Here is a 13,661-nt window from a genome sequence, read left to right on the forward strand (position 1 = left end):
TTTTATCAGAGATAGAAACCTATCTATTAACCGAATTTTTTCTCAAAATCCGCCATGAAGTCGACTAATGCCTGAACGCCACTTAACGGCATCGCGTTATAGATACTGGCACGCATACCACCGACAATACGATGACCCTTAAGCGCTTTTAACCCAGCCGCATCAGAGAGTTCGAGAAACTTACTATCCAGATTATCATCGGCTAACTGAAATGGAACATTCATTTTGCTGCGGCAGTTGTCATCGACATTATTTCGGTAAAAATCACTGCCATCGATAAACCGGTACAGGGTATCAGCCTTGGCCCGATTGACCTTGGCCATTTCTGTTAAACCGCCATTGGACTTAAGCCATTTAAACACTAAGCCTGCAAGATACCAGGCGTAGGTAGGTGGTGTGTTATACATAGAATCATGTTTAACGGCCAAGCCATAATCAAGGATCGATGGTGTTTCCTGCCGTGCATTGCCAATAAGATCCTCACGAACAATTACGACGGACAATCCACTAGGCCCGATGTTTTTCTGTGCACCGGCATAAATCACCCCAAAACGACTAACGTCTAGCGGTTGGGAGAGGATGGTTGACGACATATCCGCCACTACCGGCACATGGCCAGCATCAGGAATATAAGAAAACTCCACCCCTTCAATGGTTTCATTGGGACAATAATGGAAATAAGCGGCGTCTGGGTTGATATTCAATGCCGACTGTGGGGGCAGCGCAACCTTGCCATCAATAAGGTTCGGCTCACCGGCGACCTTACAGTGAAGGTACTTTTCCCCTTCCGCCAACGCGCCTCGAGACCACTGCCCCGAAAGCAGGTAGTCCGCTGAATCAGCCGAACGACTTAGGTTAAGTGGTATGCCAGCAAATTGACCTCGCCCACCACCATGCAAGAACAGCACTTTGTAATTTGACGGTATCGCCATCAAATCTCTGAGGTCCTGCTCGGCCTCTGCCGCCATCTGCATATAAGGCTTTGAGCGGTGACTCATTTCCATGACAGAGACACCTTGCCCCTGCCAATCAAGCATCTCTGCTTGGGCCTGCTTCATAACAGAGGCCGGCAACATTGCCGGCCCCGCGCAGAAATTAAACACTGCTTGTGTCATAGGTATTTCTTTACCTGATTACTCGTCGGTGTTGGTTTCTGATGCATCAGATTCAGCTGACACTGCGTCACCGTCACCATCTTCAATCAATTCACCATCAATGAGTTCGTCAGTTTCAACTTCATCAATCCGCTGCAAACCAACAACATGTTCATTTTCCGATGTTCGGATCAGGCGAACACCTTGAGTATTTCGGCCAACACTGCTCACTTCTGATACTCGGGTACGAACAAGGGTACCAGCATCGGTGATCAACATGATCTCTTCGTTTTCATCGACCTGTACAGCGCCAACGACAGAGCCATTACGATCACTGACTTTGATTGAAACAACCCCTTGCGTACCACGTCCTTTGGTCGGGTACTCCAGCTCAGAGGTACGCTTACCAAAGCCATTTTCTGTCACCGTAAGGATCTGCCCTTCCCCACGAGGGATAATCAGCGAGATAACCTTTTGACCAGGCTTCAACGTGATCCCTTTGACCCCGGCGGCTGTTCTGCCCATGGCACGAACATGCTCTTCGTCAAATCGAACCACCTTACCGCCATCAGTAAACAGCATGACTTCATTGCTACCATCTGTAATGTCGACCCCCACCAAGGTGTTGCCTTCATCCAGATTAATGGCTCGAATACCGCTGGCCAATGGACGGGAGAATGCCGTAAGCGGCGTTTTCTTCACTCGGCCCGATGCTGTTGCGAAGAAGATATTGAGCCCCTCTTCGTACTCTTTCACCGGCAGGATTGCAGTAATCCGCTCGTCTTCGTCCAGCGGAAGTAGGTTCACGATCGGACGACCACGCGCCGTACGGCTAGCCAATGGCAGCTGATACACCTTCAACCAGTACACTTTACCGGCGCTGGAGAAACACAAAATGGTATCGTGGGTATTGGCAACCAATAAACGTTCAATGAAGTCTTCTTCCTTCATTTTGGTCGCGGCTTTACCCTTACCGCCACGGCGCTGGGCTTCGTAGTCAGATAGAATTTGATACTTCACGTAACCCTGATGTGACAGTGTCACCACCACATCCTCTTGCGTGATCAAATCTTCAAGGTTGATCTCAGCAGATGCGGCCGTGATCTCAGTCCGACGCTCATCACCGAACTCGTCCTTGATCGCTTCCAATTCCTCACGGATCACTTCCATCAAACGTGCTGGATTAGCAAGGATATATAGAAGTTCAGCGATTAACTCGAGCAGCTCTTTATATTCATCAAGAATTTTTTCGTGCTCAAGACCGGTTAACTTGTGCAAACGCAAGTCAAGGATCGCTTGTGCTTGTTGCTCTGTAAGGAAATATTTACCTTCACGGATGCCAAACTCAGGCTCTAGCCATTCTGGACGAGCAGCATCAACACCTGCGCGTTCCAGCATCTGGGCAACATCACCTAACGCCCAACCCTGTGCGATCAAGCCAGCTTTTGCTTCCGCTGGATTTGCAGAGTTTTTGATCAACTCAATAACGGGATCGACGTTTGACAGCGCGATGGCCAAACCTTCGAGAATGTGTGCTCGTTCACGGGCTTTACGTAGTTCAAAAACGGTACGACGAGTCACTACTTCACGGCGGTGATTAATGAACGCTGACAACATATCAACCAGCGTCATCAAACGTGGCTGGCCATGGTCGAGGGCAACCATGTTGATACCAAACACGTTCTGCAATTGAGTCTGCGCATAAAGGTTGTTAATCACAACCTCACTCACTTCACCCTTACGCAGTTCAATCACGATACGCATGCCGTCTTTATCCGACTCATCACGCAGCGCGGTAATGCCTTCGATCTTTTTATCTTTCACCAGCTCAGCGATCTTCTCGATCAGCCTTGCTTTGTTCACCATATAGGGGATTTCAGTGACGATAATGGACTCTTTGCCATTCTTTTCGTCTGTCTCTATATCGTGTTTTGCTCGCAAATAGATCTTACCGCGGCCCGTGCGATAAGCTTCTTCGATGCCTCTCCGGCCGTTAATCTGAGCTGCGGTAGGGAAATCAGGACCAGGAATATACTCCAGCAGCTCATCAACCGTAATTTCCGGCTTATCGATCATTGCCAAGCAACCGTCGATCACTTCATTCAGGTTATGAGGTGGAATATTGGTAGCCATACCAACAGCGATACCAGAGCTACCATTAACCAATAGGTTTGGCACCCGTGTCGGCATAACCGCAGGGATCTGCTCTGTACCATCATAGTTAGGTACGTAGTCAACGGTTTCCTTTTCAAGATCGGCCAACAAAGAGTGGGCGATCTTTGACATACGGACTTCGGTATAACGCATGGCTGCGGCAGAGTCGCCGTCAATAGAGCCAAAGTTACCCTGGCCATCAACCAATGTGTAACGAAGAGAGAATGGCTGTGCCATTCGAACAATGGTGTCATACACCGCCGAATCGCCGTGGGGGTGATATTTACCGATGACGTCACCAACGACACGGGCTGATTTTTTATACGGCTTGTTAAAATCGTTCTTTAGTTCATTCATCGCGAATAAAACACGACGGTGAACCGGTTTCAAGCCATCCCTGACATCAGGTAGTGCGCGCCCCACGATAACGCTCATCGCATAATCAAGGTACGAGCTTTTCAGCTCCTCCTCGATGTTAATCGGGGTGATCTCTTTTGCGAGTTCGCTCATAAAAGGTCTAGTTCCCTACACGGATACTGAAGTTTCTAGTTATGGTATTTTGCCGCGGCATGCTAGCACGTTTTAATGGCCTCGTCAGCGCTCACGAATGACGCTGGCGCACACTTTTAACCTGCGTATAATCGGCAGTCACGAAATTGCCGAGGATTTGCACAATAAATGACAACCACAATGAATGTCGATCCGAAAGAAATTGCGAAATTTGAAGCTCTTGCACATAAGTGGTGGGACGAGCAAGGCGAGTTCAAACCATTACATCGAATGAATCCTGTACGGCTAAAATTTGTCGCCGACAGTGTCGGTGGCTTATTCGGCAAACGTATTCTCGATGTCGGTTGTGGCGGCGGTATTCTCGCAGAGAGTATGGCTCGCAGTGGCGCCGACGTTACCGGCATCGACATGGGTGAAGCTCCTCTTTCTGTTGCCCGCCTGCATGCATTGGAAACAGGTACAGCCCTGAACTATCAGCAGCAAACCGCCGAACAGCACGCAGAGCAACACCAAAACACCTATGACGTTGTGACCTGCATGGAGATGCTGGAACACGTTCCTGACCCAGCAGCAACGATCGCCGCCTGTGCTAGCATGGTAAAACCTGGCGGTCAGATATTTTTTTCAACACTCAACAAAACAGCAAAAGCCTGGTTGTTAGCCATTGTCGGCGCAGAGTATGTGCTGAAATTGCTACCCAAAGGTACCCACGAATTCGATAAATTCATTCGCCCAGCCGATCTCGTCAGCTATGCCGAGCATGCAGGGTTATCTCCAAAACAGATGACTGGGATCCACTACAACCCACTTCTGCAAACGTTTAAATTAAAGCCAAACGTGGACGTTAATTACATGCTGTATTGTACTCGCGAGGAATGAATCAGATGAATGTCGAAGGCGTATTATTTGATCTTGACGGCACCTTGCTAGATACAGCACCGGATCTTGGCGCAGCGTTAAATCATTTACTGGTTAAAGAGAATCTATCCACGCTGCCACTCGAACTTATCCGCCCTGTCGCCTCTCACGGCGCAAAAGGGCTCATTGACCTCGGTTTTGGAAAAAACATAGACGCCACTTTTTTCGCCGAATTAAGGCAAAGCTTATTGGATTACTACAGCGCAAATATCTGCGAGCACACTAATCTGTTTGATGGCGTTGCAGAGATCTTGGCAGAGCTCGACGCCAAGCATATTCCGTGGGGGGTGGTAACGAATAAGCCTGGTTGGTTAACCGATCCGCTTTTAGCTGATTTTAGCGAATTCTCATCCGCTCGTTGTATTATCAGTGGTGATACATTGCCAGTCAGAAAGCCCGACCCTGCGCCCTTATTTCACGCTGCAGAGTTGCTCGGTGTCGCCGCGAATAGCTGTATCTATGTTGGGGATGCAGAACGAGATATTGAAGCTGGAAGGCGCGCAGGGATGACAACAATGCTCGCCGCTTACGGCTATATTGCTGAACATGACACACCTGAAACTTGGCAAGCAGATATTAGTGTGTCCCACCCTGATGAGCTAAGCCTCTGGCTGCTCGAAAACCTGCAAGGTATTTAAGTAACACGCTCATGGTTAAACAAAGCATTCTCATCGTCGGTGCTGGCATTGCCGGTCTATCGCTCTACCGCGCGCTACGCCAACGCGGCCTAGATGCCACATTAGTTGAGAGATCGGCAAGCTTGTCGGCGAGCGGCGCAGGGATCTGTCTACCTGCAAATGCCATGGCTGGACTTCAATCTATTGGCTTAAAGCACAAAGTGTTAGATGCCGCTCATCAAGTCACTGAGATTGAATATGCCAAAGCCAATGGGCGTACATTAACGAAAGGCAGCCTGACCAGCTCACCTTTTGATGAACAGCCTTTCGTTGCCCTGCGACGGGATGCGCTTGTCGATATTCTTGCAGACGGCATAGAGCCCATCAGATTCAACTGCGCGCCACAACGATTAGAGCATACCCAAGAAGGAACACTCGTCGAATTCAGTGATGGATACAGCCAATTTTTCGACCTTATCATTGGTGCCGACGGGATCCACTCGAAGGTTAGAACGCTTGCCTTCGGCGAGGAGCCAATCGCAGATCTGGGGGTGAGTTGTTGGCGCTTTATTACTGAACTCAAAGACGTTCCACAACACCCTCGATACCTGATAGGCAAAGACGATGCCTTCATGTTCTATCCACTTGGGAACAACAAATTCTATTGCTACGCTCAAAGCCAGGACAAAAAAAAACGACTGTTAACTGCGCCGAAGATCGAGTTGCTGAAAAGATTCAAACGCTACGAGCCCTGTGTCATTGACGCTCTAACCCAAGCAATTGATAGTGACGCCCTTATCAGTGGTCGATTAGAGAGCACTACCGGGACGCAATTTTATCACGGCAACATTGTACTCGTTGGGGACGCCCTACACGGTTGTCCACCGAGTCTGCAACAAGGCGTCGGGTTAACACTTGAAGACACCATTATTTTGGCACGACTATTAAGTCGGTATCCGTATATACAAGCCCTTCCTCGTTACCAGCAACACAGAGAAAAACGAGTACAATGGGTAGTCAACGAATCGAATAGGATCATAAAGCTAGCAAATAAGGGGCGTTTTTTTCCTGGCAGGTTAATACGCAATATGATGCTCAGAAGCAAAGGCCCTGCAAACATGATTGGGTGGCAACGTTTGCTACAAGACGATCCTCTAACCAAAGTGCTCTAGAATTCCTCTTACCTTTACAAATCAGCATCTTAAGCTAGAGTAAAAACGGACAAAGGAGAGTCATCATGCCATCCTCAGCATTTAAATTTAGCAAAATGAGCATTCCCATTCCTAAGTTCAGCTTTCATATTCTGCTGACCAGCTTGATATTATTGATCATCATACCGCCCCACCTCACAGATATCGTTGGGAAGGTATTAACCATGGTGCTCTTTAATCTGGTTATGCTTGCCTCCTTGTACGTCGTTGCACAACAGAAGCGCACTTTTTATATCGGAATATTGTTGGCCATCCCTACCGTTTTAGTCGGCTGGGGTGACTTCTACTCAAGCGCTCATCTTGCTAATTACTTAAGGGCCTTAACCCTTATCGCTTTCTTCGGTTTTGTCAGTTTCCACCTTTTCAAATACCTAATTAAGCAGTTACACCCAAATACAGAGATGATTATTGCTGCCATCTCACTCTACTTTATCATCGCCCTGCTTTGGGCAATGATTTACGTCTCTCTTGAGATCCACTACCCGGGTTCATTCAACTTAAAAGCAGGGATTGACGGCGGTGATTTAACCGGTTTGATTAACGAATTGACCTACTTCAGTTTCGTTACTATTTCGACCCTAGGCTACGGCGATATTAGCCCACAAACCACTTTCACTCAGGGCTGGGTGGTGCTTGAGGCTATCGTCGGTCAGTTCTATATCGCCATCGTACTGGCACGACTCCTCGGGCTTTTCGTGGCAGAAGAAACAGCAAAAGAAGCGGAAAAAAATCACGTTAAAGAGATGCTTAAGAAGGCACAATCAACACATAAGGATGACGGTACGCATCATTAATTTGCGGTGCACTCATCAACCGGGAACCTTGCAACACCATCATCAACAGCCGTTAGCAAGTCATGCAACCCAGACGATAATTGCGGCAACGACTCCAATGCAGGGAATAGCCGCTTATCTTCCCAAATCCCCCCGGATAGTGTTACTTTCGAATCACGAACTAATGAAGATCTTAAGGCACCATGAAGCAGGTCGAAAAATCTCACAAACTCAATGACGTATGCTACGAAATTCGAGGCCCAGTATTGCAAGAGGCAAAACGCCTTGAAGAAGATGGTCATCGCGTATTGAAGCTCAATATAGGTAATCCTGGACCTTGGGGCTTCGAAGCGCCAGAAGAGCTACTGATCGACGTCATTCATAACCTGCCTACCTCACAAGGCTATTGCGATTCCAAAGGTCTTTTTTCTGCGCGAAAAGCTGTCATGCAGCAATATCAACGACGTCAGGTATTTGGTCTCGATATTGAAGATATCTACATCGGCAATGGTGTCAGTGAACTCATATTGATGGCGATGCAGGCTCTCCTTAATAACCACGAGGAGATGCTGATCCCTGCGCCAGATTATCCCTTATGGACAGCAGCCGTCACCCTAGCCGGCGGCCAGCCAGTTCACTACGTCTGCGATGAAGCTGCCGACTGGCAGCCTGACATTGATGATATTCGTAGTAAAATCACCCCAAATACCCGTGGCATTGTCGTTATTAACCCTAATAACCCAACAGGGGCTGTTTACAGCAAAGAGATTTTACTGGAAATAGTGGAGCTAGCCCGTCAACACGACCTAATTATTTACGCTGACGAGATCTACGACAAGATCCTCTACGATGGTGCTGAGCATATTACCCTCGCCTCATTGGCCGATGATGTATTGATGGTGTCATTTAATGGTTTGTCCAAGAGCTATCGAGCTGCAGGATTTCGTGCTGGATGGATGGCCGTTACAGGGCCAAAGATCCGTGCCCAAGGCTATATCGAAGGGCTGACCATGCTGGCATCCATGCGCCTTTGTGCCAACGTACCCTGTCAGCACGCAATACAGGCCGCATTAGGGGGATACCAGAGTATTAATGAACTGATCCTCCCTGGTGGCAGACTATTAGCTCAGAGAGACATCGCTTACGAGATGCTGAATCAAATTCCAGGGGTCAGCTGCACTAAGCCAAAAGGCGCGCTATACGTCTTTCCAAAGCTCGATCCCAAACGTTACCCGATCCACAATGATGAAAGATTTGTCCTAGACCTCCTCCGCCAGGAAAAACTCCTGATTGTCCAAGGCAGCGCATTTAATCTTCCGACAACAGATCATTTTCGCCTAGTCACCTTGCCACGAGAAGATCAGCTAAAAGACGCGATTAACCGTATCGCGCACTTTCTGGAGAGCTACAAACCGTCATGAGTGATAACAGCCACTTCTTCGCGCATATGGCGAGGCTAAAACTGATCCAACGCTGGCCGTTAATGCGCAATACTCAAATAGAAAATGTACAAGAACATAGTCTGCAAGTGGCAATGATCTCCCATGCCCTGGCAGTGATTAGAAATCGATTTTTTGACGGTTCGCTGAACGCTGCTGAAATTGCACTGCAAGCGCTCTATCATGACGCTAGCGAAGTTATTACCGGCGACCTTCCTACCCCCATCAAGTATCACAACCCTGAGATCGCCAAAGAGTACAAAAAGATAGAAACGGCCGCTGAACAACGTTTACTAGAGATGCTCCCCAACGAACTATGCGCCGACTTTGAAGGGTTACTCATTGGGGCTAAGCAGTTACCAGAACACAAATTAATTATCAAAGCCGCTGATACACTTTGCGCTTACTTGAAATGTCTTGAAGAGCAAAACGCAGGCAATAGTGAATTCAATCAAGCGAAACAGCGATTGGAACAGCAGCTGGCGCAGTTTGCACTGCCCGAGGTGGACTACTTTATTCGTCACTTTGTAGCGAGCTTTAACTTAACCCTCGATGAGATCAGTTAGCAGGAGCGAAAACGATGGAAAGTCTTGTTTGGCAGCAGCGCCGGCTCGAAGAAACAAAGACAAGGCGTAATGATCATCGCTCTGCTTACCAACGAGATCGCGCTAGGATCCTGCATTCGGCAGCATTCCGGCGACTCCAAGCCAAAACCCAAGTGCTTGGCGCAGGGATGAATGACTTCTACCGCACTAGGCTAACCCATTCATTAGAAGCGGCACAAATCGGCACAGGCATTCGTGCCCAATTAGCATTAAAGCATCCTCAGCATCATCAACTACTCGATAGCGACGCGTTGATCGAAGCGATCTGCCTCGCCCATGACATTGGTCATCCTCCCTTTGGTCATGGCGGTGAAATAGCCCTGAACTACATGACAGCTGAACATGGCGGGTTTGAAGGGAATGCACAAACATTCCGCATTTTGGCGAGGTTAGAGCCCTATACGAAAAGCCATGGTATGAACCTTTCAAGGCGCACACTTCTCGGCGTACTTAAATACCCGCAAACACTTAATAATCTTTGCCATCAGCGCTATCCAGCTAAGTCCGACAATCACAGAAAAGTAGTGGCTAGCACATGGCACCCACCTAAAGGCATATTTGACTGTGACCAACCACTACTGGATTGGGTACTCGCTCCCTTTTCCAACAGTGACAAAGAGTTGTTTATGCGCTTTGAGTCGAGCGCAGGACATGCAAAAACAGCGTTCAAATCATTAGACTGCTCCTTGATGGAGCTAGCAGACGACATCGCCTACGGCATACATGACATGGAGGATGCCGTTGTCATGGGTATTGTTACGCGCGATGAATGGCAACAACATGTCATAAAACCGCTTCTCGAACTACATGAACCTTGGTTTACAGAAAATATTGACCGTATAACCAACCAACTGTTTAGTCGATACCAATACGATCGAAAAGACGCCATTGGCGCTTTAGTTAACACCCTTATCTCATCGGTAGAGCTATCGCACGACGAACGCTTTGAGTCCCCTTTGCTTGCATCTAACGCAAAACTCAGCCCACTAATGCACCAAGCTCTGGCTGTATTTAAGCGATTTGTATTTAATTTTGTCATTCGTAAGCCGGAACTACAGCTACTTGAATTTAAAGGACAACAAGTTGTGATGGCGCTTTTTGAGGCATTCGAAACCGATCCTACTCGCCTACTGCCTGACGATGTTAATAACCGCTGGCAGCACGCACGAGAACAAGAAGGTATCACCTCTGGTTACCGCGTGATTTCCGATTACATATCGGGCATGACCGACGCATTTGCCAACCGCCTTTATCAAACACTGTTCCTACCAAATACCAGCACACTCAACAGCCGGCATGATTTTTAATAGATATCAGCGCGTTACAAAAAACTCACAGCAACAAAGCTAGATCGGCATGTGAATTTTTAATAAAATTACACCTCACCGAAACACTCGGCGCCACCAGCGCGCCGCACATCACAAAGGCGCGCCAAAATGAGACTTAAAACTTTCATTTATGTAATTAAATTACAATTGATCCATATCAAGCATACCTAGATAGAGGCATCTATACTCTCAGCCACGCAAAAAAATTTATTAAACAGGCTTACCGAACAGCAGCAAAAGCTGGACTATACTCTACATCTCGTTAAGCTACGGCTTTTGTAAGTAAACTGTTGGTCTGTTTAATAAATTTCACATCTCACCAGGAGACACAGTCGATGCCTGTCACCAATATGGAAGAGTTAAACGCTCTTGTTGAACGCGTCAAAACGGCACAACGTACATTTGCAACATACAGTCAGGAGCAGGTTGATCAAATCTTCCGCGCTGCTTCTCTAGCTGCTTCTACTGCTCGTATCGAGCTGGCCAAAATGGCTGCAGAAGAATCAGGCATGGGTATCATGGAAGACAAAGTGATCAAGAACCACTTTGCTTCAGAATTCATCTACAACAAGTATAAAGATGACAAAACCTGTGGCGTAATCGAAAGCAACGAAGAAGGCGGTACTATTACTATCGCTGAGCCAGTAGGTATCGTTTGTGCAATCGTTCCGACCACTAACCCAACCTCTACTGCCATCTTTAAAGCATTAATCTCGCTTAAGACTCGCAACGGTTGTATTTTTTCTCCGCACCCACGAGCTAAGAACGCTACAAACTACGCAGCGAAACTGGTTCTGGATGCCGCAGTAGCTGCAGGCGCACCTAAAGACATCATCGGTTGGATCGATCAACCGTCAGTTGAACTGTCTAACGCCCTAATGACTCACAAAGACATCAACTTGATCCTCGCTACTGGTGGTCCAGGTATGGTGAAAGCAGCTTACTCTTCTGGTAAGCCAGCGATCGGCGTAGGCGCAGGTAACACACCTGTTGTTATTGACGAAACTGCAGATGTTAAGCGTGCTGTTTCTTCCATCCTTATGTCTAAGACATTCGATAACGGTGTTATCTGTGCGTCTGAGCAAGCAGCCATCATCGTTGAGTCTAAGTACGACGAAGTGATCGCTCGTTTCGCTAAATATGGCGCCGCTGTATTGAACAAGTCTGATGCAGACAAAGTACGTAAGGTATTGATGATCGATGGCGCGTTGAACGCCAAGATTGTTGGTCAACCAGCATATAAGATCGCTGAATTAGCAGGCGTGACTGTACCTGTAGCGACCAAAATCCTTATCGGTGAAGGTCTTGAAGCGTCATACGATGACGAGTTTTCTCACGAGAAACTCTCTCCAACGCTGGGTGTTTACAAAGCGAAAGACTTTGAAGACGCTGTTCGTCAAGCTGGTATCATTTTGGATATCGGTGGTGTCGGCCACACTTCTGTGCTCTATACCGACCAAGACGCCAATGCTGATCGTATCGCTTACTTCGGCGACAAGATGAAGACTGCTCGTATTCTTATTAATACGCCTTCTTCACACGGCGGTATCGGTGACCTTTACAACTTCGAACTTGCACCATCACTGACCTTGGGTTGTGGTTCTTGGGGTGGCAACGCAATCTCTGAAAACGTAGGTCCTAAGCACCTAATTAACAAGAAAATTGTTGCTAAGCGAGCTGAGAACATGTTGTGGCACAAACTACCTAAATCAATCTACTTCCGTCGTGGCTCTCTGCCTATTGCAATGGACGACCTGGAAGGTAAGAAACGCGCACTTATCGTTACTGACCGTTTCTTATTTAACAACGGCTACATTGATGACCTTCGCGCTATTCTTAAAGATAAAGGCATGGAAGTTGAAATCTTCCACGAAGTAGAAGCCGATCCTACTCTGACTATCGTGCAGAAAGGTGCAGAGGCATGCCACAGCTACCAACCTGATGTTATCTTGGCTGTTGGCGGTGGTTCACCAATGGATGCAGCGAAGATCATGTGGGTTATGTACGAGCACCCAGAAACAGACTTCGCAGACCTGTCTATGCGCTTTATGGACATCCGTAAGCGTATCTACAAGTTCCCTAAAATGGGTTCTAAAGCTGAACTGGTTTGTATCACTACCACTTCAGGTACTGGCTCTGAAGTAACACCTTTCGCAGTTGTTACAGACGACAAGACTGGCCAAAAATACCCACTGGCTGACTACGAATTGACACCTAACATGGCTGTTGTAGACGCCAACTTAGTTATGGACATGCCGAAGTCTTTATGTGCCTTTGGTGGTTACGATGCTGTGACTCACGCTATGGAAGCTTATGTTTCTGTTCTGGCAAACGAGTACTCAGATGGCCAAGCGCTGCAAGCACTTAAGCTGCTGAAGCAGTTCCTGCCAAGTTCATATCAAAATGGCAAGGCTGATCCAGTTGCTCGTGAAAAAGTTCACAACGCAGCCACAATCGCTGGTGTTGCTTTTGCGAATGCTTTCTTGGGTGTTTGTCACTCAATGGCTCACAAACTGGGCGCAGAGTTCCATGTACCTCACGGTCTGGCGAACGCACTGTTATTGGCTAACACTATCCGTTTCAATGCCACTAACACACCAACTAAGCAGACTGCATTCTCACAGTATGACCGTCCAAAAGCCCGTGCTCGCTACGCCGAAGTAGCTGATCACCTGGGTCTGGGTGGTAAAAACACTGAAGAGAAAATTAACAACCTGTTGACTTGGTTGGAAGAGCTGAAAGTTGAATTAAATATCCCACTGTCAATTAAAGACGCGGGTGTTGACGAAGCAGCATTTATGGCGAAAGTTGACCAATTGGCTGTTGACGCGTTTGATGACCAGTGTACTGGTGCCAACCCTCGCTACCCACTGATCAGTGAACTGAAGCAGGTATTGATCGACTCCTACTACGGTCGTCCATACCAAGAAGGCGATGATAGCGCTGATGCCCTGAACAAGGCCGTTAAAGCTAAGAAGTCACCTGCTAAGAAGAAGTAATTTCTAACTTAGT

Annotated in this window: 10 protein-coding genes; 8 read left to right on the forward strand and 2 right to left on the reverse strand. The window is 47.6% G+C overall.

Annotated features, from left to right (window positions below; all coding sequences use genetic code 11):
* Nucleotides 1–26: 26 nt before the first annotated feature.
* Together serC and gyrA are read right to left on the reverse strand one after the other, a co-directional pair.
* Nucleotides 27–1,115, reverse strand: coding sequence for a 3-phosphoserine/phosphohydroxythreonine transaminase (serC, locus tag DU002_RS02320; protein WP_114336725.1), 1,089 nt, complete (start codon nt 1,113–1,115; stop codon nt 27–29).
* An 18-nt stretch (nt 1,116–1,133) separates the two neighbouring features.
* The gene (gene gyrA / locus DU002_RS02325) at nt 1,134–3,758 is read right to left on the reverse strand and encodes a DNA topoisomerase (ATP-hydrolyzing) subunit A (protein ID WP_114336726.1); all 2,625 of its coding nucleotides are present in this window, start codon (nt 3,756–3,758) and stop codon (nt 1,134–1,136) included.
* 168 nt (nt 3,759–3,926) lie between these two features.
* On the opposite strand from gyrA, the gene ubiG reads away from it, so the two are divergent.
* The 8 genes from ubiG to adhE all read left to right on the forward strand — a co-directional run bounded on the left by ubiG (nt 3,927) and on the right by adhE (nt 13,648).
* Complete coding sequence (gene ubiG, locus DU002_RS02330) at nt 3,927–4,637, forward strand: bifunctional 2-polyprenyl-6-hydroxyphenol methylase/3-demethylubiquinol 3-O-methyltransferase UbiG (protein ID WP_114336727.1); 711 nt, start codon at nt 3,927–3,929, stop codon at nt 4,635–4,637.
* 5 nt (nt 4,638–4,642) lie between these two features.
* Nucleotides 4,643–5,314, forward strand: a complete 672-nt coding sequence (locus DU002_RS02335; RefSeq protein ID WP_114336728.1) for an HAD-IA family hydrolase — start codon at nt 4,643–4,645, stop codon at nt 5,312–5,314.
* A gap of 11 nt (nt 5,315–5,325) precedes the next feature.
* A complete protein-coding gene (locus tag DU002_RS02340; RefSeq protein WP_114336729.1) occupies nt 5,326–6,465 on the forward strand; it encodes an FAD-dependent monooxygenase in 1,140 nt (379 codons plus the stop codon).
* A 65-nt stretch (nt 6,466–6,530) separates the two neighbouring features.
* A complete protein-coding gene (locus tag DU002_RS02345; RefSeq protein ID WP_114336730.1) occupies nt 6,531–7,298 on the forward strand; it encodes a potassium channel family protein in 768 nt (255 codons plus the stop codon).
* Between the two features lie 182 nt (nt 7,299–7,480).
* Nucleotides 7,481–8,698 (forward strand): pyridoxal phosphate-dependent aminotransferase, encoded by a 1,218-nt coding sequence (locus DU002_RS02350; protein ID WP_114336731.1) that lies wholly within the window; start codon nt 7,481–7,483, stop codon nt 8,696–8,698.
* Entirely contained in the window at nt 8,695–9,282 is a 588-nt protein-coding gene (gene yfbR / locus DU002_RS02355) for a 5'-deoxynucleotidase (RefSeq protein ID WP_114336732.1), read from the forward strand. Before DU002_RS02350 ends, yfbR begins: the two co-directional genes overlap by 4 nt.
* 14 nt (nt 9,283–9,296) lie before the next feature.
* Entirely contained in the window at nt 9,297–10,628 is a 1,332-nt protein-coding gene (locus tag DU002_RS02360) for an anti-phage deoxyguanosine triphosphatase (RefSeq protein WP_114336733.1), read from the forward strand.
* 323 nt (nt 10,629–10,951) lie between these two features.
* Nucleotides 10,952–13,648 carry a bifunctional acetaldehyde-CoA/alcohol dehydrogenase gene (gene adhE / locus DU002_RS02365; protein WP_267896989.1) on the forward strand — a complete coding sequence of 899 codons (2,697 nt, stop codon included), beginning with the start codon at nt 10,952–10,954 and terminating at the stop codon, nt 13,646–13,648.
* The last annotated feature ends 13 nt before the right edge of the window (nt 13,649–13,661 follow it).

The organism is Corallincola holothuriorum, assembly GCF_003336225.1.
Taxonomy (GTDB): domain Bacteria; phylum Pseudomonadota; class Gammaproteobacteria; order Enterobacterales; family Neiellaceae; genus Corallincola; species Corallincola holothuriorum.

Excerpts from the sequence above, each read along its gene's own strand:
- serC (WP_114336725.1), bottom strand. The coding sequence starts at position 1,115 with ATGACACAAGCAGTGTTTAATTTCTGCGCGGGGCCGGCAATGTTGCCG.
- gyrA (WP_114336726.1), bottom strand. The coding sequence starts at position 3,758 with ATGAGCGAACTCGCAAAAGAGATCACCCCGATTAACATCGAGGAGGAG.
- ubiG (WP_114336727.1), top strand. The coding sequence starts at position 3,927 with ATGACAACCACAATGAATGTCGATCCGAAAGAAATTGCGAAATTTGAA.
- DU002_RS02335 (WP_114336728.1), top strand. The coding sequence starts at position 4,643 with ATGAATGTCGAAGGCGTATTATTTGATCTTGACGGCACCTTGCTAGAT.
- DU002_RS02340 (WP_114336729.1), top strand. The coding sequence starts at position 5,326 with ATGGTTAAACAAAGCATTCTCATCGTCGGTGCTGGCATTGCCGGTCTA.
- DU002_RS02345 (WP_114336730.1), top strand. The coding sequence starts at position 6,531 with ATGCCATCCTCAGCATTTAAATTTAGCAAAATGAGCATTCCCATTCCT.
- DU002_RS02350 (WP_114336731.1), top strand. The coding sequence starts at position 7,481 with ATGAAGCAGGTCGAAAAATCTCACAAACTCAATGACGTATGCTACGAA.
- yfbR (WP_114336732.1), top strand. The coding sequence starts at position 8,695 with ATGAGTGATAACAGCCACTTCTTCGCGCATATGGCGAGGCTAAAACTG.
- DU002_RS02360 (WP_114336733.1), top strand. The coding sequence starts at position 9,297 with ATGGAAAGTCTTGTTTGGCAGCAGCGCCGGCTCGAAGAAACAAAGACA.